At 67.8% G+C, this 21,635-nt stretch carries 22 protein-coding genes, 1 tRNA gene and 1 pseudogene; 13 read left to right on the top strand and 11 right to left on the bottom strand.

Annotation, left to right across the window (positions count from 1 at the left end):
- The 5 genes from GBB76_RS11725 to GBB76_RS11705 are packed head-to-tail and all read right to left on the bottom strand — an operon-like array spanning position 1 to position 3,477.
- Complete coding sequence (locus GBB76_RS11725; protein WP_152303466.1) at positions 1 to 708, bottom strand: energy-coupling factor ABC transporter ATP-binding protein; 708 nt, start codon at positions 706 to 708, stop codon at positions 1 to 3.
- Positions 705 to 1,433 carry a cobalt ECF transporter T component CbiQ gene (gene cbiQ, locus GBB76_RS11720; RefSeq protein WP_246668903.1) on the bottom strand — a complete coding sequence of 243 codons (729 nt, stop codon included), beginning with the start codon at positions 1,431 to 1,433 and terminating at the stop codon, positions 705 to 707. The genes GBB76_RS11725 and cbiQ overlap by 4 nt, the downstream gene beginning before the upstream one ends.
- Positions 1,430 to 1,990 (bottom strand): cobalamin biosynthesis protein CbiL, encoded by a 561-nt coding sequence (locus tag GBB76_RS11715; protein ID WP_152303464.1) that lies wholly within the window; start codon positions 1,988 to 1,990, stop codon positions 1,430 to 1,432. Before GBB76_RS11715 ends, cbiQ begins: the two co-directional genes overlap by 4 nt.
- Before the next feature lie 23 nt (positions 1,991 to 2,013).
- Positions 2,014 to 2,628, bottom strand: a complete 615-nt coding sequence (gene cbiM, locus GBB76_RS11710) for a cobalt transporter CbiM (protein WP_152303463.1) — start codon at positions 2,626 to 2,628, stop codon at positions 2,014 to 2,016.
- Between the two features lie 18 nt (positions 2,629 to 2,646).
- Positions 2,647 to 3,477 carry a DUF4198 domain-containing protein gene (locus GBB76_RS11705; RefSeq protein WP_152303462.1) on the bottom strand — a complete coding sequence of 277 codons (831 nt, stop codon included), beginning with the start codon at positions 3,475 to 3,477 and terminating at the stop codon, positions 2,647 to 2,649.
- A 151-nt stretch (positions 3,478 to 3,628) separates the two neighbouring features.
- Between GBB76_RS11705 and nikR the strand changes: the two genes are divergently transcribed.
- Entirely contained in the window at positions 3,629 to 4,102 is a 474-nt protein-coding gene (gene nikR, locus GBB76_RS11700) for a nickel-responsive transcriptional regulator NikR (protein ID WP_152303461.1), read from the top strand.
- Positions 4,103 to 4,111: 9 nt separating this feature from the next.
- On the opposite strand, the gene GBB76_RS11695 is transcribed toward nikR, so the two are convergent.
- The gene (locus tag GBB76_RS11695) at positions 4,112 to 4,450 is read right to left on the bottom strand and encodes a hypothetical protein (protein ID WP_152303460.1); all 339 of its coding nucleotides are present in this window, start codon (positions 4,448 to 4,450) and stop codon (positions 4,112 to 4,114) included.
- A 278-nt stretch (positions 4,451 to 4,728) separates the two neighbouring features.
- On the opposite strand from GBB76_RS11695, the gene rplU reads away from it, so the two are divergent.
- From rplU to GBB76_RS11635, 12 genes are all read left to right on the top strand, one after another.
- Positions 4,729 to 5,037, top strand: a complete 309-nt coding sequence (rplU, locus tag GBB76_RS11690; RefSeq protein ID WP_152303459.1) for a 50S ribosomal protein L21 — start codon at positions 4,729 to 4,731, stop codon at positions 5,035 to 5,037.
- Between the two features lie 32 nt (positions 5,038 to 5,069).
- A complete protein-coding gene (rpmA, locus tag GBB76_RS11685; RefSeq protein ID WP_152303458.1) occupies positions 5,070 to 5,339 on the top strand; it encodes a 50S ribosomal protein L27 in 270 nt (89 codons plus the stop codon).
- Between the two features lie 145 nt (positions 5,340 to 5,484).
- Positions 5,485 to 6,144 (top strand): GNAT family N-acetyltransferase, encoded by a 660-nt coding sequence (locus tag GBB76_RS11680; protein WP_152303457.1) that lies wholly within the window; start codon positions 5,485 to 5,487, stop codon positions 6,142 to 6,144.
- 68 nt (positions 6,145 to 6,212) lie between these two features.
- Positions 6,213 to 7,247, top strand: coding sequence for a GTPase ObgE (obgE, locus tag GBB76_RS11675; RefSeq protein WP_152303456.1), 1,035 nt, complete (start codon positions 6,213 to 6,215; stop codon positions 7,245 to 7,247).
- Between the two features lie 93 nt (positions 7,248 to 7,340).
- Entirely contained in the window at positions 7,341 to 8,543 is a 1,203-nt protein-coding gene (proB, locus tag GBB76_RS11670; protein ID WP_152303455.1) for a glutamate 5-kinase, read from the top strand.
- Positions 8,544 to 8,604: 61 nt separating this feature from the next.
- Positions 8,605 to 9,711, top strand: coding sequence for a DUF262 domain-containing protein (locus GBB76_RS11665; RefSeq protein WP_152303454.1), 1,107 nt, complete (start codon positions 8,605 to 8,607; stop codon positions 9,709 to 9,711).
- An 8-nt stretch (positions 9,712 to 9,719) separates the two neighbouring features.
- Entirely contained in the window at positions 9,720 to 10,397 is a 678-nt protein-coding gene (locus tag GBB76_RS11660) for an MAE_28990/MAE_18760 family HEPN-like nuclease (RefSeq protein ID WP_202911088.1), read from the top strand.
- Between the two features lie 36 nt (positions 10,398 to 10,433).
- Positions 10,434 to 11,453: a serine hydrolase gene (locus GBB76_RS11655; protein ID WP_152303453.1), complete on the top strand. Its 1,020-nt coding sequence runs from the start codon at positions 10,434 to 10,436 to the stop codon at positions 11,451 to 11,453.
- A gap of 341 nt (positions 11,454 to 11,794) precedes the next feature.
- Complete coding sequence (locus GBB76_RS11650; RefSeq protein WP_246668902.1) at positions 11,795 to 12,967, top strand: extracellular solute-binding protein; 1,173 nt, start codon at positions 11,795 to 11,797, stop codon at positions 12,965 to 12,967.
- Between the two features lie 222 nt (positions 12,968 to 13,189).
- The gene (locus GBB76_RS11645) at positions 13,190 to 14,269 is read left to right on the top strand and encodes an ABC transporter ATP-binding protein (RefSeq protein ID WP_152303452.1); all 1,080 of its coding nucleotides are present in this window, start codon (positions 13,190 to 13,192) and stop codon (positions 14,267 to 14,269) included.
- Position 14,270: 1 nt separating this feature from the next.
- Positions 14,271 to 15,281, top strand: coding sequence for an ABC transporter permease (locus GBB76_RS11640; protein ID WP_152303451.1), 1,011 nt, complete (start codon positions 14,271 to 14,273; stop codon positions 15,279 to 15,281).
- Complete coding sequence (locus tag GBB76_RS11635) at positions 15,278 to 16,165, top strand: ABC transporter permease (RefSeq protein WP_152303450.1); 888 nt, start codon at positions 15,278 to 15,280, stop codon at positions 16,163 to 16,165. The genes GBB76_RS11640 and GBB76_RS11635 overlap by 4 nt, the downstream gene beginning before the upstream one ends.
- A gap of 21 nt (positions 16,166 to 16,186) precedes the next feature.
- On the opposite strand, the gene GBB76_RS11630 is transcribed toward GBB76_RS11635, so the two are convergent.
- The 5 genes and pseudogenes from GBB76_RS11630 to selA all read right to left on the bottom strand — a co-directional run bounded on the left by GBB76_RS11630 (position 16,187) and on the right by selA (position 21,634).
- Positions 16,187 to 16,744: a GNAT family N-acetyltransferase gene (locus GBB76_RS11630; RefSeq protein ID WP_256366625.1), complete on the bottom strand. Its 558-nt coding sequence runs from the start codon at positions 16,742 to 16,744 to the stop codon at positions 16,187 to 16,189.
- A gap of 126 nt (positions 16,745 to 16,870) precedes the next feature.
- Entirely contained in the window at positions 16,871 to 17,707 is an 837-nt protein-coding gene (locus tag GBB76_RS11625) for an alpha/beta fold hydrolase (protein ID WP_152303449.1), read from the bottom strand.
- Positions 17,708 to 18,047: 340 nt separating this feature from the next.
- Positions 18,048 to 18,143, bottom strand: a tRNA-Sec gene (locus GBB76_RS11620).
- 141 nt (positions 18,144 to 18,284) lie between these two features.
- Positions 18,285 to 20,216 (bottom strand): annotated as a pseudogene (gene selB, locus GBB76_RS11615) (selenocysteine-specific translation elongation factor); the annotation flags it as partial.
- Entirely contained in the window at positions 20,213 to 21,634 is a 1,422-nt protein-coding gene (selA, locus tag GBB76_RS11610) for an L-seryl-tRNA(Sec) selenium transferase (protein WP_152303448.1), read from the bottom strand. The pseudogene selB and the gene selA, both read right to left, overlap by 4 nt.
- Between the last annotated feature and the right edge of the window lies 1 nt (position 21,635).

Genomic DNA, 21,635 nt, shown 5'->3' with positions numbered 1-21,635 from the left:
TCAGTCGTGCGCGGGATGCACATGCGGGTGGCGGTGCAGATGCGGGTGGTCGTGGATCTCGGCCGGCGCCAGCATGCCCTCGCGCATGGTCATTGCCCGGGTCGCCAGCTCGGCGACGAAGCCGTCATCGTGCGAGACCAGCAGCAGCGCGCCGGCAAAGCGATGCAGCGCGTTTCGCAGCCGCTCGCGATTGGCCGCGTCGACGCCATTGGTCGGCTCGTCGAGCATCAGCACGTCCGGCCGCATGGCGAGCAGCCCGGCAAGGCAGACGAGCCGTTTCTCGCCCCCCGAGAGGCGATGGCTGACGCGATCCGCCAGAGGGCCGATGCCGAGCCCGTCCAGCGCCTCCTGCCCGCGGGCGCGGGCCTGCGCCTCGGTGCAGCCGGTGTTGAGCGGCCCGAAGGCGACGTCCTCGATCACGGTGGGGCAGAAGAGCTGATCGTCGCTGTCCTGGAACAGGTAGCCGATGCGCGGTCGCAGCGGGCGGAAGTCGCGCTCGGCCCGGCAGAGGGCACCGAACAGCCGCACCTCGCCGGCACTCGCCCGCTCCAGCCCGACCAGCGTGCGCAGCAGCGTGGTCTTGCCGGCGCCGTTCGGCCCGACAATGGCGAGCCGCTCGCCGGCCGCGAGGGCGAGGCTGGCCTCGCGCAGCACCGGCACGCCGTCGCGCCGCACCGTCACGCCGTGCAGCGAGAGCAGCGCGCTCATGACCGCCCCACCCCGGTCAGCTCGACGGCAAGGGCGAGCAGGCCGCCACCCGCCACCAGCGCGAAGCCGGCCCAGTCGCGCCGCGTCGGTGCGGGCGCGGTGGCATGGGGAAACCGGCCATCATAGCCCCGGCAGAGCATCGCTTCCTCCACGCGCTGCGCGCGGTCGAGGGCGCGCACCAGCAGCATGCCGATGAGATTGCCATAGCTGCGCCAGGTGTGGCGGTTCGTTCGCGGGCGGAAGCCGCGGGCGCGCATCGCCTCGTGCAGCCGGCGCGCCTCGTCGCGGAGGAGGCCGACATAGCGGGCGGTCAGCACGAAGAGCCGAGCGATCGCCTCGGGTACGCGCAGCCCGCGCAGCGCGCCACCGAGCCGGGAAGGCTCGACGTCGCCGAGCAGCGTGGTGATGAGCATCATCGCGGCGGATATCTTGAGGGCTACCAATACGGCGCGCGCCAGGCCCTCCGCGCTGGCGGTCAGCGGGCCGAGCGACACGAGCGACGTGCCCGCCACGGTGAAGGGCAAAGTGAGGAAGAGCAGCAGCACGAAGCCTTCCACATGCAGGAGGCGGCGCCACGAGACCCGCGCCGGGCTCGTCCGCCACAGCGCCAGCGCGGCGAGGAGCGCAGCGGCGGCGATGGCGGGCGTGCGCAACTGCGAGAGGCAGGCGACGGCGATGAAGGTTGCGGCGAGGCGCAGCCGCAGGTCGGCCGGTGCGAGGCTCATTTTCGCCGTCCCCGCGCCCACAGTGCCATGCCGGCAAGGCCGAGGATGAGGAAGACGCCTGAGACGATGTCGGTCACGCGCAGCCTTGCGTCGAGTTCCTCGATGCGCTCCAGCAGCGGCTCGACCTGACGCTGCACGGCCGCCTCGATGGCGGCTTCGAGCGGGCGGGTGTCCGCGATCGTCGATACAGGGGAATCCGTTGCTGCCGCCGGGGAGGGGGAGGGTGCGGCGCCTCCCGCCAGACGGGCGGCAGTGAGCGTGGCGGAGGCGATGTGTCCCTCGCGCGTGTCGACGGTGACGGTGACGTCGCCGGTCGCCTCCGGCGGCAGGGCGAAGGCGAAGCGGCCCTCGGCATCGGTGGTGCCGCTGATAAGAGTGGCGCCGGCCGAATCCTTCGCGATCCAGGGTGTGCCCCTGGCGCGGCCGCCGCCGATGAAGAAGGCGTAGCCGGCAATCGAATCGCCCGCGACGGTGGCGAACACCTTGAGCTTGTGCGCCTGCGCCGGCGCGGCGAAGGCGAGCAGGAAGAGGAGGAGCGCGGCCGCCAGTCGTTTCATGGTGGCCCACCCATAGCAGGCTTTCACGGTAGCGCGGGGCGCAGCGCGTCGGGCTGCACCCGGGCGAGAAAGGCGACCACGGCGGCGGTGACGAAGGCTTCGCCCAGAGCCAGCGGCAGGTAGGTGGCGACGAGCACGCTCGCCAGCGGCGTGTATTCCGAGCCGGAAAGCGCCAGCGACAGCGCGACCATGCCGCCGGTGCCGAGCACGGCGAACGCCCCCACCGCGCCGGCGAGCAGCGCGCGGGCGAGCGGCCGGCGCGCGGCGCGGATCGCCGGTCCCAGCGCCATACCGAGCAGCACGCCCGGCAGCGCGATGTTGACCGTGTTGACGCCCAGCGTGGTGAGCCCGCCGAAGCCGAACAGCAGCACCTGCAGCAGCAGCGCCACCAGCACGGCGGCGAACGCGCCGGCGCCCAGCATGATCCCCATCAGCCCGGACAGCAGCAGGTGGATGCTGGTCGGGCCCATCGGCACCGCGATCAGCGAGCCGGCGAAGAAGGCGGCGGAGAGGATGGCGGTGCGCGGGATCGCCCGGTCGTCGAGCCCGCGTACCGCCAGCGCGACGCCGCCGGCCGCGAGAAGGCCGCCCCCGATCAGCACCGGGGCGGAGAGGATGCCATCGGGGATGTGCGCCATAGAGGGTTACCTGTCGGGCTATTTGCCGCTCGTCGCCGTGTTCATGTCGGTGGCCTTGACCCAGATGAGGCCGCCAAGTTCCACCGGCACCGGCTTGCCTTCCGGCGAGGTGGCCGGCGTGTCGGCCTCGACCAGCGCGGCGAAGCCCCACCAGCCGGTGCGCGGCATGGCGTAGCTGAAGGTGCCGTTGGCGTCGGCCTTGATCACCTGGGTGACGAAGGCATCGTTGGGCGGCTTCACCGTGCCGTCATTGACGAACTCCACCTCGATCTCGGCGAAGGGCACCGGCTTGCCGTCCTTCAGCACGACGCCGGTGAACAGGTTGCCGGTCCACAGGCCGGAGGGGCGGGTGAGCGGCCGGATCTCGACCGGCAGGCCGACCAGTTGGTCCCAGCCCTCGCCGGAGGCGAAGCCGTCGACCACCACTTTCGCGTAGTGGACGATGTATTTGCCCTCGGCCGGCTCCCAATAGGGCTGCGGCTCGACAAAGAAGACGGCGGCGCCCGGCTCCGGCAGGTCGTGGCTCAGCGTCCAGGCCTGCTTGCCCGCGACCGGGCGGGCAGCGATCGCGCCCGTGAGGTCGGTCTGCCGGCCGCCCGACAGCACGCCCACGCGCACCGGCTTCTTCATGTCCATCACCGGGCCGCCCTCGACCGGGTGGGTGAAGACAAGGTCGAGCGTGACGGTGCCGCCGTCCGGCAGCACGTCGGCGGAAGGAATGATCTCCTGGAAATGCGCCCGGGCCGGCGTGAAAAGCGCGGCCGCGCCGAGCAGCGGCAGGGCGAGCACGCCGCCTCTCAGCACGGCCGCGAGGAACGTGGAGGCGGACGGGAAGGCGGCGAGGGGCATCGGGCGGGGTTCCGCATCGTATGAAATCATCTATAAAAAATCATACTGAGGCCCGGTCCCGATGCGCAAGCGCCAAACACCGCCGCCGTTTCCAATTTCTCCGTCACCCTCTGAATGTTAGGCTTCGCGTCCAGTTTCGCGGAGACGAGCCATGCAACGGATCACCATCGCCATCGACGATGATCTCGCCGCCCGGCTCGATGCCCATATGGAAGCGAGCGGCTCGACCAGCCGCTCGGAGGCGATCCGCGACCTCGTGCGGCGCGGCCTTTCCGCCCGTCCCGAGGGGCCGGCGCAGGCGCAGTGCTTCGGGGTGATCAGCTGCACCATCGACCAGTCGGTGCGCAACCTCGCCGCCCGCGTGCCGCAGGGGCGGCTGGAGCGCCACGACCAGACCGTCGCGGCGCTCTCCGTGCCGCTCGACCACACGACGTCGCTCGACGTGACGCTGATGCGCGGCCATGTCGGCGACGTGTCGGCCTATGCCGAGGCGCTGTTCCTCGAACGCGGCGTCATGCACGGCACGCTCGCTTTGGTGCCGGTGGACGCGGGGGCGGACCGCCACGTCCACAATCAGGGCGCCGCCCATGAGCACACCCATCTGCGGGTGAAGAGCGGCTTCTGAGAGGCCCGCTCAGCGCCGCTGCGCGTTCAGCGCCAGCCAGGCGATGGCGGCGCCGGTGAGCGCGGCGGCGGCGACCAGCAGCAGCGGGTGATCGCCGGCCTGCCGCGACAGCGCGCCGACGCCGCGCCCGTACAGCGCCTGACCGTTCTCCAGCGCGTCGTCGGCAAGCCGCAGCGCCCCGCTGCGGGCATGGCGCACCGCCCGCGAGCCGAGGTCGAAGGCTTCCTCATAGGCGTCCTCGGCACGGTGGGCGGCGGTGTCGTAGGCCTCGCGGCCGGTCTCGCCCGCCACGCGCCGCAGCTTGCCGCCGACCTGCCGGGCCGCGCCCGTGATACGCTGAGTGTCCATTGCCGAACTCCGATCTGACGCGCGGCGGGGTCGCCGCGCCTGTGCGGGGAGAACGCCGGGCGGGGCGGAAGGTTCATCGGGCGCGAGGCCGCGATAATGTGTACTTTCCTTGACAGGAGCGGCCCCGGCGGCTATGAGCCCGGCGCTGCGTGATGGGCGTCCTGCGTCCCTCGCGCGCATATTGAAACCCATCGACCGAAAGAAGCCGGTCCAGGCCAGCGTCGCGCATCAGCGTTCCGCGCAGTGCCGGAGACCGGGCTCGAACGAAAGGACAGAACATGTTCGCGGTCATCAAGACGGGCGGCAAGCAGTATCGGGTCGCCCCCAACGAACTCGTGACCGTCGGCAAGATCGACGCCGAGGCGGGTTCGTCCGTCACCCTGCCGGTGCTTATGCTCGGCGGCGAAAGCCCGAAGGTCGGTGCCCCGCTCGTGGACGGCGCCGCCGTCACCATCGAGGTCGTCAAGCACACCCGTGGCGACAAGGTCATTGCGTTCAAGAAGCGTCGTCGTCAGAATTCGCGTCGTAAGATCGGCCATCGCCAGGACTTCACCGTCGTGCGCGTGACCTCGATCACCGGCGCCTGAGACCGCCAGCAGGAAAGAATTAGGAGAGCATCATGGCTCACAAGAAGGCAGGCGGTTCCTCCCGCAACGGTCGCGACTCCGAAGGTCGTCGTCTCGGCGTAAAGAAGTTCGGCAGCGAGAAGGTCGTCGCCGGCAACATCATCGTGCGTCAGCGCGGTACGACCTGGCATCCCGGCACCAATGTCGGCATGGGCAAGGATCATACCCTCTTTGCGCTGAGCGATGGCCGAGTCGAGTTCCGCACGAAAGCAAATTCCCGCACGTACGTATCCGTCATTCCGGCCGCCGAGGCCGCCGAATAAAGCCGGTGAGGGTTCATGGAAATCCCGCCGGTCTCGCCCGACCGGTAGGATTTCCCTGATGTCCTTGAGGACAGTCCGGGGTGCCCGACAGGGGAGGCGAGAAGACCGCCTCCCCTTCGTCGTTCAGGCCCCCAGGAGACCCTCAATGACCATCGTCGAAGCGACCCCCGGGTCGACCCTTGCCGAGAGCAGTATCGCCGTCCTCGAAACCGGCCGCCTCCTCCTTCGCGTGCCGCGCATCGAGGACATGACGTGGATCGCCGAGCTCGCCGACAACCGCAAGGTCGCGGAGATGACGGCGAACATCCCCCATCCCTACGGCATGGCGGATGCGGCGGCCTTCGTCGCCAACCTGCCGGGCGGCCCCGAGGCGGCGACCTTCGCCATCTTCCTGAAGGACGAGGGCGTGCTGCGGGGCACCGCGGGCTTCGGCCCGCCGATTCCGGTCGGCATGTGCGGCTTCGTGCGCCGCGACGAGGACGCGCCGGAGATCGGCTACTGGCTTGCCGAGCCCTATTGGGACCACGGCATCGCCACCGAGGCCACGCGCGCGCTGATCGACCACGCCTTTGGCGACCGCAAGCTGGAGGCGCTCATCGCCTCCGCGCGCGTCGTCAATCCGGCCTCGCGCCGGGTGCTGGAGAAGTGCGGCTTCCAGTGGACCGGGGTCGGGCTGGCCCGGGTCCGGGCTATCGGCGCCTCGGTGCCGGTCGACCGCTTCCGGCTGGAGCGCCGGCTGTGGACCTCGCTGCGGGCCTGGGGCGCCACCAAGCCGCCGCGCCTGCACGACTCCACCCGGCATTGAGCCGGGGCATCTGCTATCCTGAACGGGTTCCCGCGCGGGCGGGGGCCCCGAACCGTTGAGCCGTACCGATGAAGTTTCTCGACCAGGCCAAGATCTATGTCCGTGCCGGCGACGGCGGCGCGGGCTGCCTCTCGTTCCGGCGCGAGAAGTTCATCGAGTTCGGCGGCCCGGACGGCGGCGACGGCGGGCGGGGCGGGGATGTGTGGATCGAGTGCGTCGACGGGTTGAACACGCTCATCGACTACCGCTTCCAGCAGCACTTCAAAGCCAAGAAGGGCGGCTTCGGCATGGGCAAGAACCGCGCCGGGGCCAAGGGCGACGATGCCGTGCTGAAAGTGCCGGCGGGGACCGAGGTGCTCGATGAGGACGGTGAGACCGTTCTGGCCGATCTGACCCATATCGGCCAGCGCATCCGCCTCATCAAGGGTGGCAATGGCGGCTTCGGCAACGCCCATTTCCAGACCTCGACCAACCAGGCCCCGCGCCGCGTCAATCCGGGGCAGGAGGGTGAGGAGCGGTGGATTGTGCTGCGGTTGAAACTCATCGCTGATGCCGGTCTTGTCGGCTTGCCCAATGCCGGCAAGTCGACCTTCCTCGCGGCGACGACGGCGGCGAAGCCGAAAGTCGCGGACTACCCCTTCACCACGCTGCATCCTGGGCTCGGCGTGGTGAAGGTGGACGGGCGCGAATTCGTGCTGGCCGACATTCCCGGCCTGATCGAGGGCGCGCATGAGGGCGTCGGCCTCGGCGACCGCTTCCTCGCCCATATCGAGCGCTGCCGCGTGCTGCTGCACCTTGTCGACGGCACCTGCGAGCATGCCGGCAAGACCTACAAGACCGTGCGCGCGGAGCTGGAAGCCTACGGGCAGGGGCTGGAGGACAAGCCCGAGATCGTCGCCCTCTCCAAGATCGACGCGCTCGACCCGGAGACGCTGAAGACCCAGCTCGCCCGGCTCCAGCGCGCCGCCAAGCGCAAGCCGCTGACGCTCTCGGCGCAGTCCGGCGAGGGCGTGCGCGAGGCGCTGCGCGCGCTCATCCATGTCATCGACGAGGGCAAGGCCGAGGAAGTCGCACGGGACGTCGTCGAACCCTGGCGGCCGTGACGGGCGCCAAACGCCCCCCACAAATCCCGCGCCTTGGCGGCGAAATCGGCGTATGAAGCGCGCCGTCCCTCATTTCCAGCCGAAGCGCCTCCGATGAACCGTCCCGCCTCGCCCGCCGCCGCCACCGACACCGCCGCCACCGGGACCGCCGCTACCGGGACCGCCGGCACGCCGGTGCCGCAGCTTTCCTCCTTCCGTCGCATCGTGGTGAAGGTCGGCTCGGCGCTGCTGGTGGACTCCTCGCGCGGGGCGCTGCGGCATGCGTGGCTGGCGGCGCTGGCCGAGGACGTCGCCCAGCTTCACCGCGAGGGCAAGGAGGTGCTGGTCGTCTCCTCGGGCGCCATCGCGCTCGGGCGCAATGTCTTGAAGCTGCCCAAGCGCCCGCTGAAGCTGGAGGAAAGCCAGGCCGCCGCCGCCGTCGGGCAGATCGCGCTGGCGCGGGCGTGGTCGGAGGCGCTGGCGCATGAGGGCGTCGCGGCCGGCCAGATCCTCATCACGCTCGGCGACACCGAGGAGCGCCGGCGCTACCTCAACGCCCGCTCGACGCTGGCCAAGCTGATCGACCTCAAGGTCGTGCCCGTCATCAACGAGAACGACACGGTGGCGACCTCGGAAATCCGCTATGGCGACAATGACCGCCTCGCCGCCCGCGTCGCCGGCATGGCGAGCGCCGACCTTCTCGTGCTGCTCTCCGATATTGACGGGCTCTACACCGCCCCGCCCAATGACGACCCCGATGCGCGCTTCCTGCCGCTGGTGCCGCGCATCACCGCCGAGGTCGAGGCGATGGCGGGCGGCGCCGGCACCGAGCTGTCGCGCGGCGGCATGAAGACCAAGATCGAGGCCGGCAAGATCGCCACCACGGCGGGCGCGCATATGGTGATCGCCTCCGGCAAGGTGAAGAACCCGCTGCGCGCCATTGCCGAGGGCGCGCGCTGCACCTGGTTCCTCGCCCCGGCCAACCCGGTCGCCTCGCGCAAGCGCTGGATCGCCGGCTCGCTGGAGCCGCGCGGCGTGCTGCATCTCGACGCCGGCGCCGTGGCCGCGCTGCGCCGGGGCTCCTCGCTGCTGCCGGCGGGGGTAAAGCTGGTGGAAGGCGACTTCACGCGCGGCGACGCCGTGGTGCTGCGCGGGCCGGACGGCGCCGAGATCGGCCGCGGCCTGGTGGCCTATGACGCCGACTATGCCGAGCGCATCCGCGGCAAGTCCTCAGACGAGATCGCCACCATCACCGGCTTCGAGGGTCGCGCGGCGATGGTGCACCGGGACGATCTGGTGCTGGGCGGGGGTGGGTGAGACGGACCTAGATTCATTCGGGAATTCAGGCTAACCTTTTCATCATAAGAAAGGGTTGATTATGGCGCTCGATGATGAAGTCCAGGCTGCTCGCAAGAAAGTTGTTACCGATGGCTATGACATGTCCATCGGTGAGATTATTAATTTATATAAAGAGTCTGAATTAGTCATAGATCCGGTATTTCAGAGATTATTTAGATGGGACGACGAACGGAAGACGCGGTTCATTGAATCTCTTTTACTTGGTATACCAATACCGTCTATTTTTGTATACCAAACGGAATTCGGTGTTTGGGAGCTCGTTGACGGACTGCAAAGAATATCGACCGTACTTCAGTTGACGGGCGACTTGAAAGGTGAGCGAGCTGATCAGCTCGGACCACTCGTATTGAATGGAACTAGGCTTCTTCCGAGTCTCAATGGTAAGCGATGGAAGTCATCCGGACCTAGTATTGATGATGGAATAGGGCAGGCATTTCAGATTGAACTTAAGCGAGCTCGTGTTCGTGTGGAAATACTTAAATCTGAAAGCGACATATCTGCCAAGTTTGAACTTTTTCAGCGCCTAAATACCGGAGGAGCTGGCCTCACTGAGCAGGAAGTTCGTAACAGTATAGCTGTATCTTTGAATAAAAATTTCTATGACTGGCTAATTGACTGCGCAAATTTCGACGCTTTTAAGTTAACAACAAATCAAACTGATACCGCATTAGAGGCGCAGGCCGGTGTCGAGCTTGCGTTACGTTTTTTCGCGTTTAGATCTGTGGCATATCAATCGGGACTTGATGTTCATGAATATTTGAACGGCGCCCTTATGCAGATGGCCACAAGTAATGATTTTGATATGTTGGGGGAGCGTGATGTTTTTCAAAAAACATTCACTTTCTTAAACGCCGCGCTCGGGGATGCCGCATTCAAGAAATGGAACGGAGGAAATTTTTCCGGAAAATTCCTGATGTCTGTCTATGAGGTCATGGCTACCGGGGTCTCTTACAATTTGGTTCATTTGAATGCTATGTCACCTCACGATCGCGATGTCTTTATAAAAGAGGTCGCTAAAAAACTTTGGAGTAATCCTTCGTTCACCCAAAATTCTGGTGCTGGTGTTCGAGGAACAACTAGACTCGCTAAATTGTTGCCTATATCTGCCGATCTTCTGCGCCCGTAGAGTGCGCCATGTCAGAAATCAAAACACTCCCCCAGTTGCAAGACGCCCTTGATAAGGAGATGAGTTGGCGCGTAAAAGAGATCGGTAGTTTTACAGTTGCAGCAAAGGCCAATGGTCCGCAGAGACGTTTTTTTATACGTGCCGGAGTTGCTCTTTTGTATGCTCATTGGGAGGGGTTTATTAAGTCATCCTCGGATATGTATTTAAATTACATACACAATAAAAGTCTTTCATATGCTGACTTAAAAAGTTGCTTTGCAGTTATGGGACTAAAATCGAAACTTAATATGTTAAGGGAGTCGAAGAAATCCAAGGCAAATGTAGAGGCGTTCGAATTTATTACGTCCGAATTAGGTAAAACGGCTTCCATCTATGGATCTAATTATATTGATACAGAATCAAATCTTACATCGATAGTTTTTTCGAATATTGCGCAATCTTTGGATATAGAAATTGACGCCTATCAAATGCATTTTAACCTAATTGATCAGAGTCTTGTCCATCGGCGTAATAAAATAGCGCATGGAGAGTACATAGATATAGGAGGAAAGGAATTTTCTGATCTAGTCGAGAATGTTCTATTAATGATGAGAAACTATAAGACTGATCTGGAAAATGCGGCGTCTCTCGAAAAGTATAAGCGTCCCGCCACGACGAGCGCACAGCCTCAGCTCCCCCCATCGTGACCCCACATCCCCCGCTCCCGCCCTATCTTCCCCGGCATGCACCGTCGCTCCCTGCTTGCCGCTCCGCTGCTTCTGCTCGCCCCGCGCCTCGCGCGCGCTCAAAGTGAGTCGCCCATACACTCCGACGCTGCCGCACGGCTGACGCCTCTGCTCGACCGCGCCGCCGCCTTTGAGCCGCTGCGCACCGCGCTCGTGATGAGGGCCGGCGAGACGCTCGCCGCGCGCGGCTACAAAGGCGGGCGGGTGGACCGGCCGGCCAACATCAAGTCGGCCTCGAAAAGCATCCTCGCCATGCTGGTCGGCATCGCCATCGACAAGGGCGTGCTGGAAGGGGCGGACCAGAAGATCGCCCCGCTGCTGCGCGCCGATCTGCCTGACGACCCCGACCCGCGCCTTTATGAGATCACCATCGGCCATCTGCTTTCCATGCAGGCAGGGCTGGAGCGCACCTCCGGGCCCTCTTACGGCCAGTGGATCGCCTCGCGAAACTGGGTGCGGGCGGCGCTGGCGCGGCCCTTTGTCGATGCGCCGGGCGGCGCCATGCTCTATTCCACCGGCTCGACGCATCTGCTCTCCGCCATCCTGACGCGCGCCTCCGGGCGCTCGACGCTGGCGCTGGCGCGCGACTGGCTCGGCGCCATCGAGGGCTTCGCGATCGCCGACTGGGAGCGCGACCGGCAGGGCATCTATTTCGGCGGCAACCAGATGGCGATGCGCCCGACCGCGCTGCTTGCCTTCGTCGAGTGCTGCCGCAAGGGCGGGCGCAACCGGGCCGGGGAGCAGGTGATTCCGCCGGCGTGGATCGAACAGTGCTGGACGGCGCGCACGGCCTCGCGCTTCACCGGCGACGCCTATGGCTATGGCTGGTTCGCGCGCGAGATCGCCGGGACGCGGGTGCATTACGGCTGGGGCTATGGCGGGCAGATGCTCTATGTGGCGCCGGAACGGGCGGCCTGCCTGGTCATGACCTCCGCCACCGACGCGCCCGCCGGCCGCACCGGCCACCGCGACGACCTGCACGCGCTGGCCGGCGACCTCCTCGCCGCGCTGGGCTGAAACGCGCGCCGCCGGCTTGCGTTTGGCCGGCAAACGAAAGCCCGCCGGTTTCGCCACGACGCCGAAGCGCGTGGCATACGCGCATTTTTCGTGCACACAATTTGGCGAACCGTGGCTAATTCGGCGCCAGTGGCGAAGCGCAGGCGGGGCGGGCGGGCGCGGCCGGCCGCAACAGTGCGGGACGGGCGATGCAGGGTCCGGGGCGGGGCGTGTCGTGCCCGTTCTGGCGGTTCGTCGCACCTGTGCAACGGGCGGCGCCGCTGGCACGCTTCGTGCTCCAAGCCTCCCGGCCACTTCCGCCCAACAGGTCTGTGCCGGGCGGCCAGAGCGAGGAACATGTCGTGACGAAGAAGCCGGAAGCTCCCAACTCGTCCATCGAAACGCTGCTGGCAGCGCGCAGCTTCACCCGCCGCGTGCTGTTCAAAGGGGCGCTGGCCGCCGGTACGGTCGCCGCGACCGGCCCGTGGCTGGTGAAGGACGCCTTCTCCTCCTCGGGCGAGCTGAACATCCTCAACTGGTCGGACGAACTGCCCGATCCGGTTCTCCCGGAATTCACCAAGAAGACCGGCATCAAGGTCAACTCCACCCCGTTCTCGCAGAACGAGGAGCAGATCAACAAGCTGCAGGCCACCGAGGGCGAGGGCTTCGACCTGTGCGCGCCGACGCGCGACCGCGCCCCGCAGTTCAAGGAGCTGGGCGTGCTGGCGCCCTACGACCTCTCCAAGCTGAAGCTCGACCAGGTGCTGCCGGCGATGCTCGAAGGCTCCACCAGCGTGTGGACCTGGGATGGCGGCCTCTACCACGTGCCCCATTGCTGGGGCTCGGAGGCGATCTCCTGGCGCACCGACCTCGCCACCCTGACCTATGACAAGCTCAGCTACGGCACGCTCTGGAGCCCGGAATTCAAGGGCAAGATGCAGGGCCGCCCGCACTCGCTGCTGCTCGGCATCGGCCTGTGGTGGGACAAGTCCGGCAAGCTGCCCTCCAACCGCATGCTCGACGCCTTCAAGGACGAGGCGACGATGAAGAAGATCTACGATCCCATCCTCGCCTTCGCCATCGAGAACAAGGCGCAGGTCAAGCAGTTCTGGGATTCGGCCGACAACACCAAGTCCGGCTTCATGGAGAATGGCTGCGTCATCGGCCAGACCTGGGATGGCCCGCCGCTCTCGCTGAAGAAGGCCGGCAAGCCGATCAACTACATGGCCCCGCAGGAAGGCGCCATCACCTGGATCGACGGCTGGTCGATGACCAAGGCGGCGAAGAACGTGCCGCAGCTCTACGAGTTCATCAACTTCGTCCACCAGCCGGAAATCTCGGCGATGGTCGCCAACGGCTCGGGCTACAACCCGGTCGTCAAGGGCGCCGACAAGTTCCTCTCCGAGGTCGCCAAGAAGAACTTCGCCGAGGCCTATCCCGGCAACGCGCTCGACAATCTGTGGAGCCGCCCGCCGGAGCCGTCGTGGTACGCCGAGCTGCGCACGCAGTACGCCGAGAAGTTCAAGGCGGCGTGAGTGCGGGGGACGGTCCTCGCGCCGTCCCTCCCCGTCATCCCGGACGGCCGGCAGGCCGATCCGGGAACGATCCCGGCTCCGCGGCTCCGCCTTCGGCCGGGATGACGGCGTTCTCTTCGAACGGGCGGGTCGCCCGTCACACGATACCCGCCCGTCTCACGGTCCCGGATCGCCGCTGGTGCGGCGTCCGGGACGACGGCAACCAACTGAACGGAAATCCGCATGGCCGCTGCCGTCGAGCTTGAGGGCGTCAATGTCACCTTCGGCGACTTCGTCGCCGTCAAGGAAGCCAACCTCACCATCGAGCCGGGCGAGTTCTTCTCCTTCCTCGGGCCGTCCGGCTGCGGCAAGACCACGCTGCTGCGCACCATCTCCGGCTTCATCGAACCGACGCGGGGGCGGGTGAAGATCGGCGGCGAGGACATGAAGGGCATCGGGCCGAACAAGCGGCCCACCGCGCTGATCTTCCAGAACCTCGCTCTGTTCCCGATGATGACGGTGGCCGAGAATATCGGCTACGGCCTCCGGGTGCGCGGCGTGCCGCGCCACGAGCGCGACGAGAAGGTGAAGAACCTGCTGATCCAGGTCGCGCTCACCGAGCATGGCCACAAGCGGGTGTCCGAGCTTTCCGGCGGCCAGAAGCAGCGCGTGGCCATCGCCCGCGCCCTGGCCGTCGAGCCGTCGGTATTGCTTCTGGACGAGCCGCTCTCCGCGCTCGACCTCAAGCTGCGCCAGCACATGCGTTCGGAACTGCGCGCCATCCAGAAGCGGGTCGGCATCACCTTCATCTACATCACCCACGATCAGGGCGAGGCGCTGACCATGTCGGACCGCATCGCCGTGATGAATGCCGGGGTGATCGAGCAGGTCGGCGACGGGCGCGCCGTCTATGCCGAGCCGCGCACGCCCTTCGTCGCCTCCTTCGTCGGCGAGAACAACGCCATACGCGGACGCATCTCCACCATCGAGGGCGACATCGCCACGCTGGAGACCCCGCTCGGCACGTTGAAGGGCCGCAACCCGGTTGGCCTCACCAGCGGGCAGGAGGCGTTGCTGTTCGTGCGCCCCGAGGCGATGCAGCTGCACGCCAACGGCTCCACCACCGGCTTCGAGGGCGAGACGCTGGACGTCGCCTACGAAGGCAGCGTCACCCATGTCACGCTGCGGGTGAAGACCGGACAGAAGGTCACGGCCAGCATTGGCGCCGGCGCGGGAATGGTGCTGCCGAGCGCGGGCGAGAGCCTGCATATCGGCTTCCGTCCCGAGGACGGCCTGCTGCTGGCCCGGCCGGAAAGGCACTGAGATGAGCGGCGGCCTCGCCCTGGTCTTCGGCCTGCCGCTGGTCGTGGCGGTCGGCTTCTTCCTGCTCGCCGCCTATGAGCGGCGCACCGGCCTTGCCTCCGGGCCGGGCTTCTTCCAGCGCAACGGAATCGGGGTCGGCACCTATCTCGTGGTCGCCGTCGGCTTCTGGGCCTTCTTCATCATCCTGCTGCCGCAGCTCGCCATGGTGGACATGTCGTTCCGCCCGAAGCTGCCGCCGGCGCAGATGGGCGGGCCGAAGGACGTCTTCACGCTGGAGAACTACCGCTACTTCCTGTTCGGCTCGACCACCTCGACCGCCGAATGGAACTGGCTGCACATCAAGGCCTTCTTCCTCACTATCGGCGTCAGCATCGCGATCACGCTGCTGAATTTCGCGATCTCCTACCCGCTCGCCTTCCACATGGCGCAGTCGGCGACGGCTGCGCGGCTGCGCGTGCTGCTGCTGCTGCTGATCCTGCCCTATTGGGTGAACGAGATCCTGCGCGCCTTCGCCTTCCGCGTGCTGCTGTCCTCGGGCGGCATCATCAACCAGATGCTGATGGGCGTCGGCCTGACTTCCGAGCCGATCGACTTCCTCGGCGCCGATGTCGGCCTCTATGTCGGCCTGTCCTACGCCTATCTCCTGATGATGATCTTCCCGCTCTACAACGCCATCGAGAGCCTCGACCGCAACCAGATCGAGGCGGCGCGGGACCTTGGCGCGCCGTGGTGGCACATCCACGCCTTCATCGTGATGCCGCACGCCAAGCCCGGCATCGCCTCCGGCTGCACGCTGGTGTTCATGCTCACCGCCGGCGCGCTGGCCGCGCCGCTGGTGCTGGGCGGGCCGCGCACGCTGTGGTTCACGCCCATCGTCTATGACCGCTTCTACCAGGCCTTCAACTGGCCGCAGGGCGCGGCCTACGCCTTCATCCTGCTGGTGAGCTGCATCATCTTCGTGCTGGTGGTGCTGAAGGCGTTCCGGCTCAGCCTCGGGGAAATTACGCGATGACGCCGAGTCCGTTCCAGCGCGTGATGTTCGCGGTCTACACCGTGATCTTCTTCCTCTATCTGCTGGGCCCGCTGGCGGTGATGGGCGTCTCCGCCTTCAACACCCCGCAATACCCGCAGGTCTGGCCGATCGAGGGCTTCACGCTGGACTGGTTCGGCCAGCTGCTGGCCGACCAGGACATGATGACCGGCCTGCACATGAGCATCTGGATCGGCTTCCTCGTGGTGGCGATCTCGGTGCCCATCGGGCTCGCCGGCGCCATCGTGATGACGCAGATCCAGGCACGGGTGCGCTCGGCCTATTACCTGATCGTGGTCTCGCCGGTGCTGACCCCGGGGATCATCATCGGCATCTCGACCGTGGTGTTCTGGCGCCAGTTCACCGGCCAGACCGGCACGCGCTTCCTCTATGACGGCGTGGTGCTCACCGTGCTGGGCCAGGCGAGCTTCATTTCGGCCTATTGCATGCTGATCATCCTCGCCCGGCTCCAGCGCTTCGACCGCGCGCAGGAGGAGGCGGCGCTCGATCTCGGCGCCAGCTACCCGCAGGTGTTCCGCCACATATTGGTGCCCTTCCTCAAGCCGGCGCTGGCCTCGGCGGCGGTGCTGGCCTTCCTGTCCTCCTTCGAGAACTACAACACGACGACCTTCTCGATCCTCTCGGACAAGACGCTGACCACGGTGCTCGCGGGCCGGGTGCGGCAGGGCACCACGCCGGCCATCTCGGCGCTGGCGGTGCTCATCGTGGCGGTGACGGTGATCGGCGCCATCGCCTATGAGATCTACAAGCGCCGCTCCGACGCGGTCGCCGCGCAGCGCCAGCGCGCCGCATTGGAGGCCGAGGAGGCCGAGCTTTCCGGCACGCCGGCGCCGGCGATGGGCTGAAGCGCCGGCCCTTACCCCCGCTCACGTCGGCGGCGGGGTGGGCAGGGTGTCGTCGCCGGGGCCGAGCGGGCGCTGCATGAGCACCGAATCGACCCAGCGGCCAAACTTGAAGCCGACCGCGGCCAGCGTGCCGGCCGGGCGGAAGCCGAGCCGGCGGTGCAGGGCGAGCGAGCCGGCATTGTCGCTGTCGCCGATCACCGCCAGCATCTGCCGCCAGGGGCCGGCCTCGCAGCGGGCGATGAGGGCACCGAGCAGCGCGCCGCCAATGCCCTTTCCGCCGCAGCCCGGCGCCACATAGACCGAATCCTCCACCGTGAAGCGGTAGGCCGGGCGCGGGCGGTAGGTGGAGGCATAGGCATAGCCGACGACCGTGCCCTCCCGCTCGGCGACGAGATAGGGCAGGCCGAGCGCCAGCACATGGGCGCGCCGGGCGGTCATCTCGGCGGCGGAGGGCGGCACTTCCTCGAAGCTGGCGAGGCCGGTGAGCACATGATGGGCGTAGATCGCCTGCACGGCCGGCATGTCGTCGTCGCGGGCGTCGCGGATGAGGGGCGGGACGATGGGGAGGGAGTGGGGCACGCTCTGTCGCTTTCGTTCGGCGGTTCCTGCCACCGGCGGGCGGGTTCCCCCGCCGTCGCGACACGCGACCGCCGGCCATGACCGCAAGAGTCATGGCCGGCGTTGAAGCCTTTCAGGCGGCGCGGATCAAGCCTTGATGAAGGCGAGAATGTCCGGGTTGACCACGTCGGCATGGGTGGTGAGCATGCCGTGCGGGAAGCCGGGATAGACCTTCAGCGTGGGGTTCGGCAGCAGTTCCGCCTGCAGCGCGCTGGCGTTCTTGTGCGGGACGATCTGGTCGTCATCGCCCTGGAGGACGAGGGTGGGGACCGTCATCGCCTTGAGGTCTTCGGTCTGGTCGGTCTCGGAGAAGGCCTTGATGCCCTCGTAATGCGCCTTGGCGCTGCCGACCATGCCCTGGCGCCACCAATTGTCGATCACGCCCTGCGAGACCTTGGCGCCGTCGCGGTTGAAGCCGTAGAACGGGCCGGCGGCGACGTCGATGTAGAACTGGGCGCGGTTGGCGGCGAGCGCGGCGCGCAGGCCGTCGAACACCTCGACCGGCAGGCCGCCAGGATAGGCTTCGGTCTTCAGCATGATCGGCGGCACGGCGGCGACCAGCACGGCCTTGGCGACGCGGCCCTGCGGCAGGCCGAACTTGGCGACGTAGCGGGCGACCTGGCCACCGCCGGTGGAGTGGCCGATATGAACGGCGTTCTTCAGGTCGAGATGCTCGACCACGGCCGAGACGTCGGCGGCGTAATGGTCCATGTCATGGCCCTCGCTCACCTGCGCCGAGCGGCCATGGCCGCGGCGGTCGCTGGCGACGACGCGGAAGCCGTGCTGGAGGAAGTACAGCATCTGGGCGTCCCAGTCGTCCGACGACAGCGGCCAGCCGTGATGGAAGACGATCGGCTGTGCATCCTTCGGACCCCAGTCTTTGAAGAAGATGTCAACGCCGTCTTTGGTCGTAACGTAGCCCATAATGTGGTTCCCTTCGGGTGGAAAGAGATTATCTGATCGTCGATTGATACTGTTTTATTTCGAATCTGCGGAAAAGACGCTTTCGGACTCTCCGCATGTCGTCGTCGAAGCGCCTCGCATTGAGATATTTCTATCACGATGTTTGCCGGACGCAGGTGACAATGCGATGGCGCCGGCGCCGGTTCTTTCGTGCATGCATGCACGGCAAGCGTCGCAGGGCACTTGTGCAATTTCGACACGGGAGGGTCGGCGCTTCAGCCGCGCCGAGCGGCCGGCACGGGCTCGCCGGCGCGTGCGCCGGAGCAAGGCGGTCGCCGGGTCAGCGCCCGGGGACGGGGGATGGCGGAAGAGAGTGGGAGTCGAACCCACCAGGGACCGGCTCGCGGCCCCTCCCGGATTTGAAGTCCGGGTACCTCACCGGAGATAACGCTCTTCCAGATGCCGCATCGCCCGACGTGCCGTCGGTTGCTGCGGGGTCGTCACAGGCTTGGTTGGCACAGGCTTGGTTGGCACAGGCTTGGTCGTCACAGGCGCGGCCGGTCGTTGGCGGCGCCTGTGCCTCAGTGTCCTCCATCGCGCCGAACAGGTCCAGCCGGTGCCTGTTGACGCGGCGAAGGTCGCCCCGGCGCAGCGTGACGCCGTGCCGGTCGAAGAATTCGAGGATCTGGATCGCCACCTTGCGGCCGACCGCGTGCTCGCCGTGCTCGATTCGGTCGCGGAAGGCGCCGGCGGCGAACTGGCCGTCCGCGGCCGCCTCCGACAGGGCGCGCACCATCGCCACCATGGCGGCGACCGTCCGGCGCAGGAAGAAATGGTCGTGCGCCACCTCGTCGACCTTGCCCATGCGGGCGAGCAGCTTGAGCAGGCGGCGGATCTCGGGCTCGGCCTCGCCGGTCATCGCCGCGACGTCGCGCACGCGCGGTGGACGGAAGCGCGCGCCGCCGCCGAGCAGCGGCTCCACCAGCTCCCAGCGCAGTTCGTCCGCGCGGGTGAGGCGCACCTCGTGGCCGGACAGGCGCACCCAGGCGCCGTCGACCGCCAGCCGCCCGTCGCCGGACAGGCGCCGAAGCGCCTCGGCGAAGGCGGGCTTGGGCAGGCGCGGGGCGAGGGCGAGCCGCAGGCGCTCGGTGCCCATGCCCGGCAGGTCGGGATTGGCCTCGTGGAAGCGCGCCAGCTCGGCCAGCAGCGCGTCGGCGTAGAGGGGCCAGCGCGCGGCGGACAGCACGGTGAGCGCACCGCCCCCCGCCAGCGCGACGAGGCCGAGCCTCTCCATGAGGCCGCCGGCCGCGTCCGCACCCAAGGCCCGGTCGCGGGCAAAGGCGTCGAGGTCGAGATGGAACGGCTCGGCCGCCAGCAGCCCGGCCACGGCGGCGTCGGCCTCGGCCTCGCCGAGCGCGGCAAGCTGGGCGAGGCGCTCGGGGGTGCGGCGCTTGCGGGCCGGGGCGCGCAGGTCGAGGAGGCGCCCGCCGCCGATGGTGCGCTGGGCCGAGGTGTCGCGGATGACGAAGCGGTCGCCCGCCGCCGCCGCGAGAGGGCTGTCGAGCACGATCTGCACGAGGCCGGCGGCGCCCGGCGCCAGCGATTCCCCCGACAGGGGCACGAGGCGGGCGCCGATCTCGGCCGAACCCTGATGGAAGCGCACCGGGAACCACTGGCCGAGCGGCTTCGGCTCGCCGGCCAGCACGTTGAGCGTGGCGTCGATGCGCGCGGTCGGGGCGTCGAGCGCGGGGTCGAGCACCATGTCGCCGCGATGGATCGCGTCGTGCGAGATGCCCTCGCCGGCGAGATTGAGCGCGCAGCGGTCGCCGGCCCGGCCTTCCTCGGCCTTGCGGTTCTGCGCGTGGATGGAGCGCACGCGGGCGGGAAGGCCCTGCGGCGAGGCCGTCACCGTGTCGCCGACGCGCACCCGGCCGGAGAGCACGGTGCCCGTCACCACCGTGCCGGCGCCCGACAGGGTGAAGCAGCGGTCCACGGCGAGGCGGAAGCGTCCCCCCGCCGCCCGGGAGGTGAAGGCGCGGGCCTCAGTGACGAGGCGCGCGCGCAGTGTCTCGATGCCCTCGCCGGTGATGGACGAGACCGGCAGTATGTCGGCGCCTTCCAGCGCCGTGCCCTCCAGCAGGGCGGCGATCTCGCCGGCCACTTCGCCGCGCCGTTCCGCGCCGGCAATGTCCGCCTTGGTCAGCGCGACCAGACCGCGCGAGATGCCGAGCAGGTCGAGCAGGGCCAGATGCTCGCGGGTCTGCGGCATCACCCCGTCATCGGCGGCGACGATGAGCAAGGCGAAATCGATGCCGCTCGCCCCGGCCAGCATGGTGTGGATGAACTTCTCGTGCCCCGGCACGTCGATGAAGCCGAGCGTGCCGGCCTCGGTCGGCAGATAGGCGAAGCCGAGGTCGATGGAGATGCCGCGCGCCTTCTCCTCCTTCAGCCGGTCGGTGTCGACGCCGGTGAGCGCGCCCACCAGCGCGGTCTTGCCATGGTCGATATGTCCGGCCGTGCCGATGATCATGGCGCCACCTTCAGATGGTCGAGGTCGGCGAGGAAGCCGGCCTCGTCCTCGAGGCAGCGCAGGTCGAGGATGAGCGCGCCCTCGGCGATGCGGCCGATGACCGGCACCGGCAGGTCGCGCAGCGCCGCCTGCAACGCGTTGAGCGTGCCGCCGGAGCCGCCAGCCGGGCGAATGGCGAGCGCGGCGCTCGGCAGGGTTTCCAGCGGCAGCGCGCCGGAGCCGATCTGGCTGGCGCAGTCCGCCGCTTCCACCGTGAAGCCCGAGCCGAGCCGGGCGCCGACCGGGGCGGCCAGCGCCTCGGCGCGGGCGGCGAGTTCGGCGCGGGTGCGGGCGAGCAGGCGCAGCGTTGGCAGGCGGGCCTTGAGGCGCTCGGGGTCGCGGTAGAGCCGCAGCGTCGCCTCCAGCGCCGCCAGACGGATCTTGTCGACGCGCAGCGCCCGCTTCATCGGGTTTTTGTTGATCTTCGCGATCAGCTCGGCGCGGCCGACGATGAAGCCGGTCTGCGGGCCGCCGAGCAGCTTGTCGCCGGAGAAGGTGACTATGTCGGCGCCCTCGGCCACCGCCTCGCGCACGGTCGGCTCATGGGCGAGGCCGAGGCGGGTGAGATCGAACAGCGTGCCCGAGCCGAGATCGTTGACGAGCGGCACGCCGCGCGCATGGGCGATGCCGGCCAACTCGCGCGCCGGCACCTCGCGGGTAAAGCCCTCGATGCGGTAGTTCGAGGTGTGCACCTTCAGCACCAGCCCGGTCGCCTCGCCGAGCGCGCCGGCATAGTCCTTCGGATGGGTGCGGTTGGTGGTGCCGACCTCGACCAGCTTCACCCCGGCCCGGGCCATGATGTCGGGCATGCGGAAGGCGCCGCCGATCTCGATCAGTTCGCCGCGCGAAACGACGGCTTCGCGGCCGAGGCCCAGCGTGTTGAGCACGATGAGCACGGCGGCGGCGTTGTTGTTGACGACGGTGGCGTCCTCGGCACCCGTCAGCTCCACCAGCAGCTCGCGCACATGGTCGTCGCGCTCGCCGCGCTGGCCGGTGGCGAGGTCGAATTCCAGCGCCACCGCCGAGGCCATGGCGGCGGTGGCGGCCGCGATGGCCTCCTGCGCCAGCAAGGCGCGGCCGAGATTGGTGTGCAGCACCGTGCCGGTGAGGTTGAACACCGGGCGCAGGCTGGAACGCGCGGTGCGCTCCAGCGCCTCGCCGGCGGCGAGCGCCACATGGTCGGCCGAGGGCAGGGCGAGGACCCGGCCCGCCTGCACGCCGGCCCGCGCCTCGTCGAGCGCGGCGCGCACCGCCTGCGTGAGCGGCGCGCGGCCGTGCCGCTCCAGCGCCAGCGCGGCGGAGGCGGTCTTCAGCACCTGGTCGACCGAGGGCAGTTCGCGCAGGGAAGGCGGGCCGGAGGGGCGGGTTTCGGCGTCCATC

The organism is Ancylobacter sp. TS-1 (assembly GCF_009223885.1).
GTDB lineage: Bacteria > Pseudomonadota > Alphaproteobacteria > Rhizobiales > Xanthobacteraceae > Ancylobacter.
The sequence above is the reverse complement of the archived record's forward strand: the minus strand, read 5'-3'. Positions and strand labels throughout refer to the sequence as shown.

What these genes read in the sequence shown, in the direction of transcription:
- GBB76_RS11645 (WP_152303452.1), top strand. Translation starts at nt 13,190, where the DNA reads ATGGCCGCTGCCGTCGAGCTTGAGGGCGTCAATGTCACCTTCGGCGAC.
- GBB76_RS11715 (WP_152303464.1), bottom strand. Translation starts at nt 1,990, where the DNA reads ATGAAACGACTGGCGGCCGCGCTCCTCCTCTTCCTGCTCGCCTTCGCC.
- cbiQ (WP_246668903.1), bottom strand. Translation starts at nt 1,433, where the DNA reads ATGAGCCTCGCACCGGCCGACCTGCGGCTGCGCCTCGCCGCAACCTTC.
- GBB76_RS11680 (WP_152303457.1), top strand. Translation starts at nt 5,485, where the DNA reads ATGACCATCGTCGAAGCGACCCCCGGGTCGACCCTTGCCGAGAGCAGT.
- GBB76_RS11665 (WP_152303454.1), top strand. Translation starts at nt 8,605, where the DNA reads ATGGCGCTCGATGATGAAGTCCAGGCTGCTCGCAAGAAAGTTGTTACC.
- obgE (WP_152303456.1), top strand. Translation starts at nt 6,213, where the DNA reads ATGAAGTTTCTCGACCAGGCCAAGATCTATGTCCGTGCCGGCGACGGC.
- selA (WP_152303448.1), bottom strand. Translation starts at nt 21,634, where the DNA reads ATGGACGCCGAAACCCGCCCCTCCGGCCCGCCTTCCCTGCGCGAACTG.
- GBB76_RS11625 (WP_152303449.1), bottom strand. Translation starts at nt 17,707, where the DNA reads ATGGGCTACGTTACGACCAAAGACGGCGTTGACATCTTCTTCAAAGAC.
- nikR (WP_152303461.1), top strand. Translation starts at nt 3,629, where the DNA reads ATGCAACGGATCACCATCGCCATCGACGATGATCTCGCCGCCCGGCTC.
- GBB76_RS11660 (WP_202911088.1), top strand. Translation starts at nt 9,720, where the DNA reads ATGTCAGAAATCAAAACACTCCCCCAGTTGCAAGACGCCCTTGATAAG.
- GBB76_RS11695 (WP_152303460.1), bottom strand. Translation starts at nt 4,450, where the DNA reads ATGGACACTCAGCGTATCACGGGCGCGGCCCGGCAGGTCGGCGGCAAG.
- GBB76_RS11705 (WP_152303462.1), bottom strand. Translation starts at nt 3,477, where the DNA reads ATGCCCCTCGCCGCCTTCCCGTCCGCCTCCACGTTCCTCGCGGCCGTG.
- rplU (WP_152303459.1), top strand. Translation starts at nt 4,729, where the DNA reads ATGTTCGCGGTCATCAAGACGGGCGGCAAGCAGTATCGGGTCGCCCCC.
- GBB76_RS11725 (WP_152303466.1), bottom strand. Translation starts at nt 708, where the DNA reads ATGAGCGCGCTGCTCTCGCTGCACGGCGTGACGGTGCGGCGCGACGGC.
- GBB76_RS11655 (WP_152303453.1), top strand. Translation starts at nt 10,434, where the DNA reads ATGCACCGTCGCTCCCTGCTTGCCGCTCCGCTGCTTCTGCTCGCCCCG.
- rpmA (WP_152303458.1), top strand. Translation starts at nt 5,070, where the DNA reads ATGGCTCACAAGAAGGCAGGCGGTTCCTCCCGCAACGGTCGCGACTCC.
- cbiM (WP_152303463.1), bottom strand. Translation starts at nt 2,628, where the DNA reads ATGGCGCACATCCCCGATGGCATCCTCTCCGCCCCGGTGCTGATCGGG.
- GBB76_RS11640 (WP_152303451.1), top strand. Translation starts at nt 14,271, where the DNA reads ATGAGCGGCGGCCTCGCCCTGGTCTTCGGCCTGCCGCTGGTCGTGGCG.
- GBB76_RS11635 (WP_152303450.1), top strand. Translation starts at nt 15,278, where the DNA reads ATGACGCCGAGTCCGTTCCAGCGCGTGATGTTCGCGGTCTACACCGTG.
- proB (WP_152303455.1), top strand. Translation starts at nt 7,341, where the DNA reads ATGAACCGTCCCGCCTCGCCCGCCGCCGCCACCGACACCGCCGCCACC.